At 48.2% G+C, this 14762-nt stretch carries 21 protein-coding genes; 16 read left to right on the forward strand and 5 right to left on the reverse strand.

The features are described from left to right. The first annotated feature begins 6 nt into the window (after window positions 1–6). The 9 genes from EZ315_RS09595 (at window position 7) to EZ315_RS09630 (ending at window position 3983) form a co-directional block, all read left to right on the forward strand. Window positions 7–858 carry an ATP-binding protein gene (locus tag EZ315_RS09595; RefSeq protein WP_135469504.1) on the forward strand — a complete coding sequence of 284 codons (852 nt, stop codon included), beginning with the start codon at window positions 7–9 and terminating at the stop codon, window positions 856–858. Continuing rightward, entirely contained in the window at window positions 855–1064 is a 210-nt protein-coding gene (locus tag EZ315_RS09600; protein WP_135469501.1) for a hypothetical protein, read from the forward strand. Before EZ315_RS09595 ends, EZ315_RS09600 begins: the two co-directional genes overlap by 4 nt. Then, the gene (locus EZ315_RS09605; RefSeq protein ID WP_135469498.1) at window positions 1061–1339 is read left to right on the forward strand and encodes a hypothetical protein; all 279 of its coding nucleotides are present in this window, start codon (window positions 1061–1063) and stop codon (window positions 1337–1339) included. The genes EZ315_RS09600 and EZ315_RS09605 overlap by 4 nt, the downstream gene beginning before the upstream one ends. A gap of 7 nt (window positions 1340–1346) precedes the next feature. Then, on the forward strand, window positions 1347–1994 hold the full coding sequence (locus EZ315_RS09610; RefSeq protein WP_135469496.1) for an ATP-binding protein: 648 nt from the start codon (window positions 1347–1349) through the stop codon (window positions 1992–1994). A gap of 6 nt (window positions 1995–2000) precedes the next feature. Continuing rightward, window positions 2001–2489, forward strand: a complete 489-nt coding sequence (locus EZ315_RS09615; protein WP_242452456.1) for a phage protein GemA/Gp16 family protein — start codon at window positions 2001–2003, stop codon at window positions 2487–2489. Between the two features lie 4 nt (window positions 2490–2493). After that, complete coding sequence (locus EZ315_RS09620; RefSeq protein ID WP_135469493.1) at window positions 2494–2688, forward strand: hypothetical protein; 195 nt, start codon at window positions 2494–2496, stop codon at window positions 2686–2688. Continuing rightward, entirely contained in the window at window positions 2675–2836 is a 162-nt protein-coding gene (locus EZ315_RS16365; protein ID WP_170957411.1) for a hypothetical protein, read from the forward strand. The genes EZ315_RS09620 and EZ315_RS16365 overlap by 14 nt, the downstream gene beginning before the upstream one ends. Before the next feature lie 206 nt (window positions 2837–3042). Continuing rightward, the gene (locus EZ315_RS09625; RefSeq protein WP_242452455.1) at window positions 3043–3651 is read left to right on the forward strand and encodes a DUF3164 family protein; all 609 of its coding nucleotides are present in this window, start codon (window positions 3043–3045) and stop codon (window positions 3649–3651) included. A gap of 95 nt (window positions 3652–3746) precedes the next feature. Beyond that, the gene (locus tag EZ315_RS09630; RefSeq protein ID WP_135469487.1) at window positions 3747–3983 is read left to right on the forward strand and encodes a hypothetical protein; all 237 of its coding nucleotides are present in this window, start codon (window positions 3747–3749) and stop codon (window positions 3981–3983) included. 48 nt (window positions 3984–4031) lie between these two features. Here EZ315_RS09630 and EZ315_RS09635 read toward each other — a convergent pair whose 3' ends face one another. From EZ315_RS09635 to EZ315_RS09645, 3 genes are all read right to left on the reverse strand, one after another. Further along, complete coding sequence (locus tag EZ315_RS09635; RefSeq protein WP_135471859.1) at window positions 4032–4517, reverse strand: hypothetical protein; 486 nt, start codon at window positions 4515–4517, stop codon at window positions 4032–4034. Beyond that, window positions 4514–4996: a phage virion morphogenesis protein gene (locus EZ315_RS09640; protein WP_135471860.1), complete on the reverse strand. Its 483-nt coding sequence runs from the start codon at window positions 4994–4996 to the stop codon at window positions 4514–4516. The genes EZ315_RS09635 and EZ315_RS09640 overlap by 4 nt, the downstream gene beginning before the upstream one ends. A gap of 262 nt (window positions 4997–5258) precedes the next feature. After that, window positions 5259–6245: a hypothetical protein gene (locus EZ315_RS09645; RefSeq protein ID WP_135471861.1), complete on the reverse strand. Its 987-nt coding sequence runs from the start codon at window positions 6243–6245 to the stop codon at window positions 5259–5261. Window positions 6246–6503: 258 nt separating this feature from the next. Between EZ315_RS09645 and EZ315_RS09650 the strand changes: the two genes are divergently transcribed. The 7 genes from EZ315_RS09650 (at window position 6504) to EZ315_RS09680 (ending at window position 13207) form a co-directional block, all read left to right on the forward strand. Further along, window positions 6504–7745 carry a site-specific integrase gene (locus EZ315_RS09650; protein WP_123400139.1) on the forward strand — a complete coding sequence of 414 codons (1242 nt, stop codon included), beginning with the start codon at window positions 6504–6506 and terminating at the stop codon, window positions 7743–7745. A gap of 567 nt (window positions 7746–8312) precedes the next feature. After that, window positions 8313–8657, forward strand: coding sequence for a helix-turn-helix domain-containing protein (locus tag EZ315_RS09655; protein WP_123400135.1), 345 nt, complete (start codon window positions 8313–8315; stop codon window positions 8655–8657). Continuing rightward, a complete protein-coding gene (locus tag EZ315_RS09660) occupies window positions 8654–9715 on the forward strand; it encodes an AAA family ATPase (protein WP_123400133.1) in 1062 nt (353 codons plus the stop codon). The genes EZ315_RS09655 and EZ315_RS09660 overlap by 4 nt, the downstream gene beginning before the upstream one ends. An 89-nt stretch (window positions 9716–9804) precedes the next feature. Further along, window positions 9805–10686: a toprim domain-containing protein gene (locus EZ315_RS09665; RefSeq protein ID WP_123614186.1), complete on the forward strand. Its 882-nt coding sequence runs from the start codon at window positions 9805–9807 to the stop codon at window positions 10684–10686. 320 nt (window positions 10687–11006) lie between these two features. Further along, a complete protein-coding gene (locus EZ315_RS09670; protein WP_123399966.1) occupies window positions 11007–11375 on the forward strand; it encodes a plasmid mobilization protein in 369 nt (122 codons plus the stop codon). Between the two features lie 13 nt (window positions 11376–11388). Continuing rightward, entirely contained in the window at window positions 11389–12381 is a 993-nt protein-coding gene (locus EZ315_RS09675) for a relaxase/mobilization nuclease domain-containing protein (RefSeq protein ID WP_123399964.1), read from the forward strand. Between the two features lie 4 nt (window positions 12382–12385). Continuing rightward, entirely contained in the window at window positions 12386–13207 is an 822-nt protein-coding gene (locus tag EZ315_RS09680; protein ID WP_123399962.1) for a hypothetical protein, read from the forward strand. A 51-nt stretch (window positions 13208–13258) separates the two neighbouring features. Here EZ315_RS09680 and EZ315_RS09685 read toward each other — a convergent pair whose 3' ends face one another. Beyond that, entirely contained in the window at window positions 13259–13954 is a 696-nt protein-coding gene (locus tag EZ315_RS09685; protein ID WP_123399960.1) for a DUF4357 domain-containing protein, read from the reverse strand. Further along, window positions 13954–14754: a hypothetical protein gene (locus EZ315_RS09690; RefSeq protein ID WP_123399958.1), complete on the reverse strand. Its 801-nt coding sequence runs from the start codon at window positions 14752–14754 to the stop codon at window positions 13954–13956. Before EZ315_RS09690 ends, EZ315_RS09685 begins: the two co-directional genes overlap by 1 nt. Window positions 14755–14762 lie beyond the last annotated feature (8 nt).

Genomic DNA, 14762 nt, shown 5'->3' on the forward strand with positions numbered 1-14762 from the left:
AAGGATATGACAACACAAGAGAAACAACAGATCAGCGACCAGCTCCGCGCCTACTGCGAGCAAAAAGGGAGCCAGAACAAAGCGGCCACCGCGTTAAAGGTGAGCAGCGCGACCGTGAGCAAGATATTGGCCGGCAACTGGGAGACCATAGCCGACGAGATGTGGCGCAGCATAGCCGGGCAGATAAACGGGCGCGGCGCCGAGGGGTGGCAGTTGGTGCCGACCCGTGCCTACAACGCCATGACCTTTGCCCTGGAGAACGCGCAGCGCGACGCCCTGGTGATGGCTGTAATCGGTGAAGCCGGGAGCGGCAAGACCGAGGCCGTAAAGAACTACACGGCAGCCGGGCGCAACGTGTACCACCTTGTTTGCTCCGAGTACTGGAACCGGCGCACGTTCATGGCAAAGGTGCTCCAGACAATGGGCGTGGCATACAGCGGCAACACCGTGGCCGACATGATGGACGCTATTGTAGACACGTTGAAGCGCAAAGAAACGCCGCTCATAGTTCTGGACGAGGCCGACAAGCTGAGCGACCAAGTGCTTTACTTTTTCATAAGCCTTTACAACCAGCTTGAGGACCACTGCGGCATTATCCTGACCGCGACCAGCTACTTGCGCGCCCGGATTGAAAAGGGGCTGCGCCTGAACCGCAAAGGCTATGCGGAGATCTTCAGCCGCTTGGGTCGCAAGTTTGTGGAACTGCCCCTCCACAACAGTGAGGACGTGGCCGCCGTATGCGTCGCCAACGGTGTGACAGACACCAAGACAATTAACAGCATTATAGACGAGGCCGACGGCGACCTGCGGCGCGTTAAACGCTCCGTATGGGCCAAGGTGAAAGGAGGTGCAAAATGAGCAAGCAGAACAAAAGCACGGAGATAAGCTACAAGGTCTATAACACTATTTGCGAGTGTGACGACATGGGGCAGGCTCTGGAGGTGCTAACCGACACAATCGTGGCAACCATTGCCGGAAACATCAAAGGCAAGACCGACCAAGCGCTCATAATGGGCGCTTGCATACGGCGACTAAGAGAATATAAAAAACAAATTCAAAAATGAAACCTTACCCCGTAACACTGAAATATAGCAGCACTTTCGAGCTAATGCCCGGGTGGGTGCCCGAGGTGTTGCAGACATGGCTCGAGGAGGGCTGGACGTGCGACATAACAGTTAAACGGACAACGCAGCCGCTTACAGGTCGCCGGGTGCTTGTAGTGAAAATTACCGCCAGCACTTCCGAGGATTTGGCGGCAAAACGAAAAGCATTAAACAAGATGATTGAGGCCAAGGGGTACGGTCCCAATGTGCTGAGACTTCGGCCAAAGATGAAATAACGAGAGAATGAGCAGAGCGATAAGCAATCAAAATGTGCTTGCAGCGCGGTTTGAGACGGTGGAGTTTGCCGGTGAATGGCTGGCGAGCTTCGGCCGTCCCGAGCTTCGCGGAACGTGGATAATATGGGGCGGCTCCGGCTCCGGCAAAACCACGTTTACGCTCATGCTCTGCAAGTATCTGGCGAACTTTGGGCGCGTGGCCTACAACAGCCTCGAGCAGGGGTTGAGCCTATCACTGCAAAAGGCATGGGAGCGCGTCGGAATGGGCGAAGCCGGCAACAGTGTGATCCTGCTGAACAAAGAGGAACTCCCCGAGCTCCGGGCGCGTCTGAACAAGCGCAAAAGCCCTGAAATAATCATAATTGACAGCGTGCAATATCTGGACGGCTTCAACTGGGCCAGCTTTAAGAAGCTCAAAAGAGAGTACCCCGATAAACTGTTTATTTTCATAAGTCAGGCCGACCGGGCAGGCAAGGATCCGGACGGCAAGTTGGCCGGAAAAATCCGCTATGACGCCGAGATAAAAATCAAGGTTGAGGGCTTCAAGGCATTTGTTACGACACGCTACGAGGACGCAGAGCGGGGCGAGGGCGGCGCGGACTTCATAATCTGGGAGCAGGGCGCGGCAGAGTATTGGGCAGAACAATTAAAGTAAATGACAATGGCGAAAAAGGAAAATAAAACAATGGACCAAATCCACAAAGGGCTATTAAAGCGTTATCACACCCTTTGCACGGTGCTGGGGCTTGATGATGAAGCCAAGCGCGCGATCCTGACAAGCTGGGGCGTTGAGAGCAGCCGCGACCTGAGCCAACACCAGCTCATAGACATTTGCGCCAAGCTGAGCGAGCAGGTGGACGAGAAGCAGGGCACGGCCAGACTTGACAAACTGCGCAAGCAGGTAATTGCCGCGATTGGCGGCTGGCTTCGGCAGACCGGGCAGCCCGAGAACGTGGCGAAGATCAAAGGTATTGCAGAGCGTGCGAGTGGTTACAGCGACTTCAACAAAATACCCCGCGAGAGGCTGCGCAACCTCATAGCGACATTTAACAACAAGGTAAAAGACGCCCGGGCGGTTGACGCTTTGACCGACGCGCTGCTCATGCAGCACTACACGACCCCCGGCAGTTTTGACCCCTCAAACAATTAAGAGAATGAAAGAGAAAACTAAAAAGAACCTGCGCAAAGTATGCCTCCCATTCTGGTGGGCATGGATAGCAATAGCCGTTGCGGTGCTCATGGGCGGTCTGTTGCTGGAGATGGTGGCGTGGCTGCTGGTAGGCAAGCCCGGAGAAGCCGGCAAACTAATAAAAGCGCAATTCAAAAAGCGAAACAATGAAAGAACTTGAAAAGATTAAAGAGATGATTAAAGAGCAGACGGCGCACATGAGCGAGAACGCCCGGGCCGAGCTGCTGGATGATCTGGCGTGGTGGGCTTCGCAAGAGGCCGGGTCGCTCAACTTCGAGAGTCCCGACGCCGAGGACTACGACAACTAAGGAGCTGGGCCGGTGTAAAAGGACAAACACCGAAACAGTTAAACACAATTTAATAACCACTTAAACACCATTTACCGATGAGTGAAAAGACCCAAGTTACCATGACGGCGGAACAGCTCGCCAAGTGGGAGGCTTTTCAGGAAGCCGAAAAGAAAAAGGAAGCGGCAGAGCGCCGCAAACAGCAGCGCGAGACTTACGCGCAATTAGTGGACCAAGAGCTGGAGACCGCGCTCCCCGAGCTCCGCAGCCTGAGCGAACAGATTAAGACGGTAAAAGATACCGTATTCGGCAATTTTGACACTGTGCTCAAAATGAAAGCCGAGGTCGTGGGCTTCAAGGAGGATGGGCAATGGTCGCACACATTCACCAACCAAGACAGCACCATGCGCCTGACATTAGGCGTTAACACCGTTGACGGCTGGGGCGACATGGTAACGGCCGGCATTGCAATGGTACGCAAGTACATTGAAAGCCTTGCGACCGACGCGAAAACCAAAACGCTTGTGCAGACCGTTCTCCGGCTGCTGAGCACTGACAAGCAGGGCAACCTCAACGCCAGCCGTGTGCTCCAGTTGCAGAAACTTGCCGACGAGAGCGACGACGACCAGTTCAAAGAGGGTGTGAAAATTATTCGCGAGAGTTACCAGCCGACGGCCACACGGCGCTATATCCGCGCCCAGTACCGCGACAAAGGGACCGGCGCTTGGCGTAACATACCGCTTGGCATTACAGACGTGGATCTTCTGACCGAGGAAGAAAAAGCCCCGGAAGCGACCGCAGAGGCGGACGAGACCGAGGCAAAGGCAGAGCCTTAAAAAGACGCCGCGCCAGCGTGCGAACCGAAGCCGCTAACCGCCAGCGCTGAGCCTGATGTAAAAGGACAGTGCAAAGTTAGTAAAAATCGGTGAGAATGACAAGCAAAAAGCGACATAAAAGCACGCTGGCGCGAGCTGCAAAAATCAAGGCTGTCACGGCCTTGCATTACGAAGCGGGCAACCAAGCCAAATGTTACGCGGCAGTGTGGCGGCGCTATATCGAGCCCGAGTTTGGCATTTGTTACCGCACTTATCTAAATTTGCTGGGCGTTGACCCGGACAAAGAGGAACGAAACCGCGACACCGCCCCCTCCCTGTTTGATGATTGGTGAAAATAAACACCCCTGACGGACGCAAGAGCCGCCGGGGGTGTTGTTGTATTAGTCGGTCTGTTTAATGGCCGCAGAGAGGCCGAGAACGCGCGAGGGCGGCCGCATAGCGGTGATGTCCTGCACCCCGCAGATGTAACGCTCCACATTTTCCCATATTTCGGTGTGTGCGTGGTTTGTCGCCGAGGTGGTGAGCATGAAGCCGGAGAAATGGGGGCCGCGCAGTCCTTGCATTGCGGCGTTGATACGGTCGAGGAGGTCGAACACCTCAAAGGCTTCAGGAATGTGGGGGTCGTTGTGGCCGTGTGTCAGCACGGCACGGGTGAGGACATGAAGCCGGAGGGCGAGCGAGCCACGGCGGGCGCCCATTCCCTGCTGCTTCCACTCCACAGCTTCAAACTCCACGAACACCGCCGGGAGCGGATAGACGGCACCGCCGGAAAAGTGCGAGCCGTCGTCGTTCCAGAGGTCCACGAACTCCACGCCCGGAACAGCGGCCACGGCTTCGGCCACAGCGTAAAAAATTGCTTTTCTCATTGTCTTAAAAATTTAGTTAGTTGTAAATTGAATTTGTCGAGGTTGCTCTGGATAACGTCGCGGATCAATTTTTGCGTTTCCGGGCCGTCGCCGATAAACTGGCGTTGCGGGATTTTGATAACCTGCCCCACTTTCATAAGGGCCATATATTTCCAGCCGACCTCGCCTGTTTCCTTGAACTTCGCCCAAAAGAAGCGTTTCATTTTGCCGGTAACGGTGATTGTCCCGCCCTCATTGTGCAGGGCCGTGTAAGGCTCCGAGGAGGTAAAGCGCACGCCGTCGCCGGACACTTCGCCCTGTGTGGAGCGGCGCATTGCCCCGGACTGCATGAGGAGCGAGCCACGCGCGTAATCGTGTGCGCGAGGCTTCCACTTGTCGGAGAAAAAGCCCTTACGTTCAAAGTTGCGGTCGAACTCGTCGGAGAGCTCCACGCGCATATCTTCGAGAATATCGGCCTTTAATTGCTTGGGGTCGAGCATTTAATTGGTGTTTAAGTGTTGTTATACCAGAATAAATTATTAAATTTGCGGCTACAATGGGACATATTATCGATAAGGAAATAACGCAACCTTACATGTGTGAGGACTGCAAGCATTTTCGGCGTGGGCTTACCTGTGCCGCTTTTGACTTTATCCCGTCTGAAATCATAGAGGACGGGGCAGAGAGTCACGACCATATATTGCCCGGACAAAAGGGCAATTTTGTATTTGAACCCAAGGGGGAGCGCGAGAAAATGCGCGTTTATTTGCTTGATGAAGATTGATGTTTTTCTTCATATAGTTTTTTAATGATATTACCCACCGCGACCGCTATTGGCCGCGGTTTTTCGTTGTTAAGATATTCGGACCACGCCTCAGCGATGAACTCAGCGGCATTTTTATTGCCATAGGTTGAGAGTACCTCGGTAATGTGCGCTTTGCCCTTGCTGTGTTCCTGATTGAACAGCTTGAGAAAGTCTGCATTTGAGCGGAGGCCCAGCAGGCGGTCAATCTCATGGCCCAGCTCATGGTCAAAAACCGCTTTAAGAGTACCGCAGCCGGGCGGGTGCCACTTGCTTTTAACATCGCTGGCGAGTGACTTATCTATTTTTTCGCCAGCCCATGAGGTGTTAAAACAAATACCGCTTAAACCGTACTGCTTGCCATATCCGTGAGAATAGGCATAACAACCGGGACTTGCACAGGCTTTGCGGGCGTATTTTTTAGCCATATCCAGCAGGAGGCTTTCACGTTGTCCCGGGTATAGTCGTTTGTATTCCTCAAACAGCGCGGAGGTCATTAACTCAGTACGACCGCGAATGGTACCGACAAACAACGTTTCTTTTTTTAGTTCCGGCCAACATTGAAAATGGCGCTCCACGCTTCGGAAAATAGACTCAATTTGTGCCATATTGGTTTTAGTAAAGCCTTTTAGGGAGCAGTTAACGCCGAGTTTGTCGCGGAAAAATTGCTCAGCTTCGGCCACTGTTTTAGGGGTCCACTCCGCAGGTGTGTAGCCCTCAATGGCCTGCTTTACCTGCTGCGGCTTCGGCCCTTTGAAATATGGGTGCTTGGCTGGAAACAGTTCTAATGTTTTGCCGGGATTGAAGCGGAAAATCTGCTGTTTGGCCGCTTCGGTGCAGTTGTTGCCCCGGAGCATGGAGAGGGCCGGGTCGCTCTGGGGATATTTGCCCTTGCGGACCTGTACCGCCGTACAGCGACAATTCCAGCCATTGGGCGGCAGATACATTTCCCAGAACGGGTCAGAGGGTGGCAGCGTCGTGTTATGTTAATGCAGGAGGAAAGTCAAGAAAGCGATAGGAAGATAACAGCAATGAGTATTAGGCAGTTAGGTTAATTGGACGTTGCTGTGAATTTCGTTGTTTTTGATTATTTTTCGCCAATCGTACACATTTCGTACAATTCAAGTGTTAATAGATATTGAGGGCGATTTTTGCGTTCGGCAAGTTGTCGCTATCTTTGCTTAACACCACAAATTTAATGATTTATGGCGAAAGTCGAAAATAAAAGCAGACAAAATCCGAAACTTGTCCAACTGGAACTTCAGGACGGCAGGGCAAGTCTCTCTCTCGAATATTATCTCGGTCGCTCCGAAACTCCTGTTCTTGATGAGAATGGTGAGCAGGTAATCTACGAGTCTGGCCCGTCAAAAGGTCGTGTGAAATATTCTATCAAACATGTGCGCCGCCGGGAGAAACTGAATCTCTATATTTGGCTGAAACCACGCAACGCCCAGGAGCGGTTGCAGAACAAGAACACCTTACAGCTTGCGGAGAAAATACGTTTTGAAAAAGAACAAGAGTTTCTTGAATCCCGTGAGGGCTATCGACTCAAAGGCGAAACTGAGATTGACTTCCTCAAATACTTCCGTGAGCAGCATTGCAACTCGACAACATTCACTAAAGGCGTCAAGTCTGGATACAAGACGTCTTACAGCCGCCTTATAGGTTTCTTGGAATCCTCCCCAAAATACAAGAAATTCTCAACATTTCTGAGAATGGACTTGATAGACACAGAAATGGTGATGGCATTTGCTGAATATTGCAAGAAAGTCGGCACTGGCGAGGGCCCGAAGAAATCCCTTCATTGGTTTCATCGAGTCGTACTTAACGCCATTGATGCCGGATATATGAAGAAAGATCCATGCAAGGGCGTGTCCATCAAGTTTGATGTCAATATTTTGACCAAGGACATTCTGACGATGGACGAGATACGGCGAATGATGATAACGCATTATCCCGGAGAGAATCTGATGATAAGACGTGCATTCCTGTTCAGTTGCTTTACAGGCATACGCAAGTGTGACATCGAGAGGTTGACTTACTCCAACATTGACTTCACGACCATGACACTGCGCTTCAATCAGAAGAAAATCGAATGGAGGAGCGCACATAGTGGAGTGACAATGCCGCTGAACGAACATCTGATGAAACTTATCGGAGACTTGCCTGAAGACCGCAGTACATTGATTTTCCCTCTAACATCGGAGGGGCGCACCATATACCGTCATCTTTATAAATGGACGAGAGCCGCAGGAATCAACAAACATATCACGTGGCACTGCGCCCGTCACAGTTTCGCAGTGAATATCCTTGACAATGGAGCTGACATCAAGACCGTGTCATCGCTGATGGGACACGCGAGTTTGAAAATGACGGAGAAATATCTCCATGTGGTTGATTCAAGAAAGCAACAGGCGATAGACAGCCTTGGGGAAATAACGTTGTGATCACTGAAATCAGCGTTTAAACGCATCTTTTCATTGTGATTGTCAGATCTTTAAGCAATTTAGTATCCCAAAATTGAGAGACTGACAAAATTTTCGCCAATAGTTAATCGGTACAACCTCAACAAATTACGAGGTCGTACCGATATTTTTTATCCCATGAACCATACAATTTTGGGATATTTTGGGGTAGTACCCCATCCGTGGATATTTTCATCACGAACTTTGCAACATCGACAGAGGTCAAGGCGGTAGAGAAAATACTGAGCCATAACAGATAATCTACAAAATCAATTATAGACTCTACATATACTCTACAATCCGCAAAGATTGGAATCGCCAACTTTGCAAAGTCAACAGAGGTTGACGTATAAATTCCAATATTTGCCCCGATTTTCCCGATTGCAGACAGAATACTGACATTCATTTGCCAATCTTCTGCCATTCGCAAAAAGGAGAAAACCAACGACATGAGTTATGTTGTTATATGGTCGTCGGAATAGTTCCGAGGCCGTGAATCGCGGCAGGTATTAACAAAATTAAGAAAATTCAAATTAAAATATCTGCGAAATGAACGAGATTATCGTCATCCCGATTCATCAGGTCAAGGACATGATTCAATCGGCGGTCAAGGAGTGCATGACCGAAATAATGTCACTCGCCAAGCCCTACAACGATGCCGACTCCGTTGACATAGACGGAGCGGTGGAGTACCTCAATGCCAACGGCTACAAAATCAAGAAAAGTCAGGTCTATAAGCTGACTTCATCCGGCTCCATGCCGTTCTATAAGTTCGGGACTAAGCTCCACTTCCGTATTGCCGAACTCGCTGACTGGGCGCAGAGCAAACTGCTTAATGGCAACACCATTGGCATACTTGAGCCAGTATCAACGTCCAAAGCCGCCCGCCGATGAAACCTGTCACTACACAACAGCCACAGCCGCCGACCCCGGCGGAGATGTGGGAGAACTCGCTGTTGCAAATAACCGACAACTGCAAGGCTGATACGGAGGTATTGTACTGCAATGGAGCGGTAATCGGCACTCTCGGCAATTTCAGCGCGTCCACCGGGAAAGCCAAGAGCCGAAAGACTTTCAACGTGACCGCACTGACCGCGGCGGCATTGAAGAACGGCGAAGTGATGGCATACATCGGGGAATTGCCGGAGAACAAGCGAACAATCCTCTACATTGACACTGAGCAGAGTCCGTACCATTGCCAGCGTGTGATATGGCGCATTTTGCGGCTTGCCGGACTTCCGGTTGACAGCCACCCTAAAAATTTCAAGTTTGCTTCCCTGCGTCCTTACTCTCCGGAGCAAAGATTGGCGATGATTGAATATGCAATATCCACAACTCCCGGCATAGGATTGGTAATAATTGACGGTATCCGGGATCTGATGTATGACATCAACAATGCCACCGAAGCCACCAACGTGATAACTCGCCTCATGTCATGGACTGACCGCTATCAGATACACATCCACACGGTGCTTCACCAGAACAAGGCGGACGATAATGTGCGAGGTCATATCGGCACGGAACTCAACAACAAGGCTGAGACTGTGCTCCAGATAGCCAAGAGCATTGATGACAACTCCATCAGCGAAGTAACCGCACCTCTTATACGCTCAATAGACATGGAGCCTATGGCGTTCTCGGTTGATGACGAAGGACTGCCCAAACAGGAACACGATCATGAATTCGGGAAAAAGACGGTCAAACGTGGCTTCAACTATGGAGAACTGTCGGATGCGCAACATCGTCAGGCATTGGAGGCGACCTTTGCCAATGGCGACATTAAAGGATACAAGGCTGTGATAGCAGCACTTACCGATGGATATGCCTCAATCGGCTACAAGCGCAGTTATTCAATCATCTCACGGTTGAAAAGGTTCCTTACAAACAAGCGGATGATTGAGATTGACGAGGCAACGAAGGCCTATCGCTTCAACCCACAATATTACTATTGAATTAGTACAGTATAGTTCAGAAGTGTATATATAAGGCCTATACTGCGGAAGCACACAATATCCATCCAACCTAAAATATTTTACCCCTCATGATAGAAGAGATTAAGAAAATCCCTTTAGCCACCTTCTTGTCCCAACTCGGCTATGAACCGGCTTACAGACGAGGCAACGGATTGTGGTATCGCTCACCTTTGCGACAGGAAAACACACCATCGTTCAAAGTGCAGCTTGATAAGAACACTTGGTATGATTTCGGAATCGCAAAAGGAGGCACCATAATTGACCTTGCAGCGGAACTCTACCATTCCGAAGATATCCGCTATCTCATGGACTGCATTGTCAAGTGTTGCCCTGTACCATCGGCGCAGACAGTCGCTTCCTCTTATGCCCCGCGACACTATGCTCCGAGTTTTGAGAACATAAAAATCGTGCCATTGGGAAATCCCGCACTTCTCGCTTACCTCAAAGAGCGGGGTATCCCGGCACACATCGCCAAGGCGAATTGCAAGGAGGCTCATTACACCCTCAATGGCAGACCGTATTTTGCTGTGGCATTCCCGAATATATCCAGCGGAGTTGAGTTGCGCAACCGATACTTCAAAGGTTGTATCTCACCCAAAAATATCAGCATTCCGAACAATCCTGATTATTGCAACACCGTGTCAATCGAATGTGCCGTGTTCGAGGGATTCTTGGATTACCTCTCTGCTTTGACAATATCGGCAATTCCAGATACAGATTCTATCGTGCTGAACTCGGTTGCCAATGTCAACAAGGCGATGTCGCATCTCAGTCGGTACGAAGTTATCAACTGCTATCTTGATAACGATGATGCAGGGCATCGAGTGCTATCAGTATTGTCAGAAGCATTCGGCGAGCGAGTGATTGACCGCTCTACTGAGTATAGCCAGTTTAGTGACTTCAATGACTATCTCATCCGGCACAACTATAAGAACGGATTGCGTCTGTGAGTGGAGAATTGCATGACTGATTAGTCAACCAATCACGACCCCAATCATGCACAATGCTGATTGCCTGATTAGGCAGATAACTGAAGTCTCAATCAGTTGAAGTCCTGACTGATCAGCCAATCAAACTGGTGTACCACTATAGCGACCGCAGGGAGCAAAACCGTCAGTGCACGGCGTAGCCGACACTCACTGAAACAATAAGTTTTAAGGGAGTGGCAAGGTAACCTTTTTGAAATCAAAAAGGGTTCGGAGCAACTATCCGAACGGCTTGCCACTCCGCTCCCGATGGTCGATATTTTATCAACAATTTTTTATTGAAGATGAGAAATAATACAAGCATAAAGATTAGGAAGCCGAAGACAACAGGCCGTCCCTCTCTTGGCGAAAAGAAGAAGAGCAAGCCACACATGGTGAGGTTTGACGAGGAACAGGACGAGCGTCTGATATTCCGTGCCGAACTCGCAGGAATGACGGTGACGGAGTACATCCGCGAAGCGACATTAAACGCTAAAATTTCTCCGAGGCTGTCGCCCGATGAGAAGGAATACATCCGTCAGATTCTAAAAATCGGAGTGAACTTCAACCAACTTTTGAAGCTCGCCCATACGGTCGGATTGGTGTCAATGGCTCCGAAAATTGAGAGTATAATCGGGCAGCTTTCACGGCTTCTCAACAAAATCAAATTCTGAAACAACATATCCAATGATAGCGAAAAATCTCAAAAGCCGCTCTTTTGCCGGATGTGTCGACTACGTCATGCGTGTTAACCATGACCATAATATCTACACTTCCGACACATGGCGCATCATCGGTTCGCAGGGTATAATCGGTGAGACACGTGAACAGATTATAGCGAGCATGGAAGCCGGGGCTTCGCTGAATCCGAGAGTGAAGTCTCCTGCCGGACACATCTCGGTGAGTTTTCATTCCGCCGACAAAGACAGGCTGACCGATGAACTGATGATGAAAATTGCTCGAGATTATCTCAAAGGCATGGGGCTTGATAAGACACAGCACATCATCGTGCGGCATCTTGAAACAGGCTCGCCACATTTCCATATCATCTATAACATGATTGGCAAGGACGGCAAGCGTATAACATCGGGGCATAACTACCGTAGAAATATAGCCGTGTGCAAGTCACTGAAATTGAAATATGGTCTGACATTTGGCGGTGAGAACCAACATCAGTCGACCGAAAATCTTCATGGTAAGGAACTCGCCAAGGCTGAAATTCGCATGACGGTATCAGATGCACTTTCCTCATCCCGAAGTTGGAATGACCTGATAAGAAACCTTGCTGTGAGAAATATCTCGGTGGAGTTCAAGCAGCGCAGAAATTCAGATGTCATTGAGGGAGTGTCTTTCCGAATGGGTGACCATCGCTTCAAGGCCTCCGATATTTCTCGTGATTACAGTTACGGCAGGCTCAATGCTCGGTTTGAACGGCTACGGAATAATCATTCAGGTATTGGTCTTCATCAGGCATCGACAAGACGTGATGCTCCTTCATCATCTATTGTTGACGCCCTTGGAAGTGTTGCGGAAGCAACTGTCAATGTCGGAGGATGCTTGTTGTCAGACCTGTTTACACTTGGCCCGTCAGTAAATGCCGAGGAAATGGCATTCAAGAACGAAATGGATCGGCAGGAAGCGAAGCGCAAAAGAAAAAATGGCAAATCAATGAGAAGATAAAATTATGGCTAAACAGAATCTTGAAGAGGATTACGCCATCCTCAGGCGCAAGTATGAGAAACTTGCAGCTTCAATGGCGCAGTTTGAGAATCTTCCCGAAACGCTCCGTGAGATAATGGATGATGCTGTCAGGCAGATACGCTCAGTCCAATATGTGCAGTCGCAAAACACCTCCGCACACGTTGGATTGCCCACAGACCTGCCACGCATATCCGACATAGTCCCGCTATGCGAGAAAGTCGCCGAAATCGGCGAGACTGTCAGCCAAATTCCTTCTTATGAGGATATAAAGGAGGTTCTGATAAATCAGATGAAAGCGATTGACCTTAGTTTCCGCAAAACGAATATAAGTGTGTCTGTGCCTGCTGAAGAAATTGCAAAACAAATCAGCCGTGCAATAAATATCAACGTGGGCAAGGAGATTGACGAGGCTCTGGCAAAAGGATCGGCGAATCTTGCAAACGCCGCACTAACAAAGGAAGTACAGTTCATGAAGGATGCGGCCCATGACCTCCGCAATTACGGGAAGTATCATATCAATATGCCCGTATGGGGTCTTCGTCCGAAAATATGGATACTGGCAATGGTGGCATTCATAGGTATCTCCGTAGCGTCCTTACACTTCAACCGCCGCCAGTATCTCAACAACACCCGGCTTGAAAAAGTCGAATGGCTCTACCGAAACTACCGCTCTATCATGTCAGAGGAATATATGAATGACTATATCCTTCCACGTGAAAAGATAATGTTCGGCAACAATACACATAAGCAGGATAGCCTCAGAAACGTAATCATCAAACAAGAGCAAGCACAAATATCTGAATAGAACAAGACCGAACCGCAGAATGGAATTAAATTCTGTGGTTCGGTATTCATTTTAACGAAAGAAATAGTCTGGATATACTTCATATAACGTTTTGCCTTGCGAATCTTTCCATAAGTCAAGATTAACCATTGCTCCTAAAGTATATCTTGCTGCGGCAACCGCTGTTCGGCATTTAACATCCTTCTTAATTTTGACATAGTTTCCGATATTCACGCCATATTTATCAATGAGTCTGTGTCTATTCCTATAAGATGAAGATGCAATATAATCAGAATCATCAATTATTGAAATTAAGCTACCTACTCCAATATAAAAGTTTTTAGTCTCTTTGTCAAAGTATCCATAGGCTCTACATCTACCAGCTTTCGTTATCCAAAATACATGATTGTTTTTTGAAGGATTCGTGAACTGAGATGTTTCAGTAGCTTGCTTGTACCCTCCTAAAACAGATAAGATGCCGGTAATAATTGTTGTGACATGATTCCTAATCCCAACAATGACATCATATAGGTCAGTATTACCCGGTTTTTGTTCAAGATAATCTCTATTACAATCAATTTCTTGTTCAATAGAAAAATCGTAGATGCTTTCAAATGGCAACTTATTTGTCGAGGTAAACAACCGAGGTGTATCAATGATTTCTTTACGAAGTTCGCTGTATGCCGAATCATCCTTATCAAAAAGGGTTGGATAATGGACAACGCCAAATATCCGTCCATATTCAGCATTTAAATCTTGTTGTTCCATTACAGTCTTTTCCCTTTTAGATGGTCTATTTTTTCTTTTGAAACATCAATATTGCCGATAACCGGAACAATGTGAATCAAAAATCTTTGATTCCCCATTTCAATTTCATTCCAGGCTTTCTGATAGTCTGCTTGATTTGGGAAAGAATTACGTAGTTTAGATTCATTTGGGATATTTCGAGGAACGCCTTGTTCTCCACTGCCAGATATAATCAACTCACATCGTGGTATCGCATCTATATCTATTCCGTTTTCTTTCCAAAATTTATTAAGATACTGTGCTCTTAGATACGACAATGTGTAATTATTCATCCATGGGCCTTCATCAAATCTAATTCTTGACGATTGACCTTCAATAACAACAAGAAATTTGATGTTACTATCTACAGAATCTGATTTTTCAATACTTTGAATTGTTGACTTTACGAGATTACCGGCTATAAGAATATCTCTTCTGACCTTATTAGCAGCAACAGTATCCGTCTTATCTAACTTCAATCTGTCAATATGGAACTCTTTTGTCTGATACTCAACATCAACAGTAAACAAGTGTTTTAGATATTGTTCATTGTACCCAAAATATTCCGTTGAGTCAATTTTACTTACTGTAGAATAGACAGTAATGATATTTTCGTATTCATCAACGAGAGTCTGTAATATCTCGTTGCTTTCTTTGAGTTCCGTTTCCTTTATCTTAAATCGGGCGAATGACACAACGAACAATACCAATGTTATGGCGAACAATGTCGTCATAACATCAACGTAACTTGGCCAGAATGAACCGTTATTCTTACCGTCCATATTTAGTC

The organism is Duncaniella freteri, assembly GCF_004766125.1.
Lineage (GTDB): Bacteria > Bacteroidota > Bacteroidia > Bacteroidales > Muribaculaceae > Duncaniella > Duncaniella freteri.

What these genes read in the sequence shown, in the direction of transcription:
- EZ315_RS09665 (WP_123614186.1), top strand. Translation starts at nt 9,805, where the DNA reads ATGATAGAAGAGATTAAGAAAATCCCTTTAGCCACCTTCTTGTCCCAA.
- EZ315_RS09610 (WP_135469496.1), top strand. Translation starts at nt 1,347, where the DNA reads ATGAGCAGAGCGATAAGCAATCAAAATGTGCTTGCAGCGCGGTTTGAG.
- EZ315_RS16365 (WP_170957411.1), top strand. Translation starts at nt 2,675, where the DNA reads ATGAAAGAACTTGAAAAGATTAAAGAGATGATTAAAGAGCAGACGGCG.
- EZ315_RS09620 (WP_135469493.1), top strand. Translation starts at nt 2,494, where the DNA reads ATGAAAGAGAAAACTAAAAAGAACCTGCGCAAAGTATGCCTCCCATTC.
- EZ315_RS09640 (WP_135471860.1), bottom strand. Translation starts at nt 4,996, where the DNA reads ATGCTCGACCCCAAGCAATTAAAGGCCGATATTCTCGAAGATATGCGC.
- EZ315_RS09655 (WP_123400135.1), top strand. Translation starts at nt 8,313, where the DNA reads ATGAACGAGATTATCGTCATCCCGATTCATCAGGTCAAGGACATGATT.
- EZ315_RS09605 (WP_135469498.1), top strand. Translation starts at nt 1,061, where the DNA reads ATGAAACCTTACCCCGTAACACTGAAATATAGCAGCACTTTCGAGCTA.
- EZ315_RS09635 (WP_135471859.1), bottom strand. Translation starts at nt 4,517, where the DNA reads ATGAGAAAAGCAATTTTTTACGCTGTGGCCGAAGCCGTGGCCGCTGTT.
- EZ315_RS09595 (WP_135469504.1), top strand. Translation starts at nt 7, where the DNA reads ATGACAACACAAGAGAAACAACAGATCAGCGACCAGCTCCGCGCCTAC.
- EZ315_RS09660 (WP_123400133.1), top strand. Translation starts at nt 8,654, where the DNA reads ATGAAACCTGTCACTACACAACAGCCACAGCCGCCGACCCCGGCGGAG.
- EZ315_RS09690 (WP_123399958.1), bottom strand. Translation starts at nt 14,754, where the DNA reads ATGGACGGTAAGAATAACGGTTCATTCTGGCCAAGTTACGTTGATGTT.
- EZ315_RS09630 (WP_135469487.1), top strand. Translation starts at nt 3,747, where the DNA reads ATGACAAGCAAAAAGCGACATAAAAGCACGCTGGCGCGAGCTGCAAAA.
- EZ315_RS09615 (WP_242452456.1), top strand. Translation starts at nt 2,001, where the DNA reads ATGGCGAAAAAGGAAAATAAAACAATGGACCAAATCCACAAAGGGCTA.
- EZ315_RS09645 (WP_135471861.1), bottom strand. Translation starts at nt 6,245, where the DNA reads ATGTATCTGCCGCCCAATGGCTGGAATTGTCGCTGTACGGCGGTACAG.
- EZ315_RS09650 (WP_123400139.1), top strand. Translation starts at nt 6,504, where the DNA reads ATGGCGAAAGTCGAAAATAAAAGCAGACAAAATCCGAAACTTGTCCAA.
- EZ315_RS09685 (WP_123399960.1), bottom strand. Translation starts at nt 13,954, where the DNA reads ATGGAACAACAAGATTTAAATGCTGAATATGGACGGATATTTGGCGTT.
- EZ315_RS09670 (WP_123399966.1), top strand. Translation starts at nt 11,007, where the DNA reads ATGAGAAATAATACAAGCATAAAGATTAGGAAGCCGAAGACAACAGGC.
- EZ315_RS09675 (WP_123399964.1), top strand. Translation starts at nt 11,389, where the DNA reads ATGATAGCGAAAAATCTCAAAAGCCGCTCTTTTGCCGGATGTGTCGAC.
- EZ315_RS09600 (WP_135469501.1), top strand. Translation starts at nt 855, where the DNA reads ATGAGCAAGCAGAACAAAAGCACGGAGATAAGCTACAAGGTCTATAAC.
- EZ315_RS09680 (WP_123399962.1), top strand. Translation starts at nt 12,386, where the DNA reads ATGGCTAAACAGAATCTTGAAGAGGATTACGCCATCCTCAGGCGCAAG.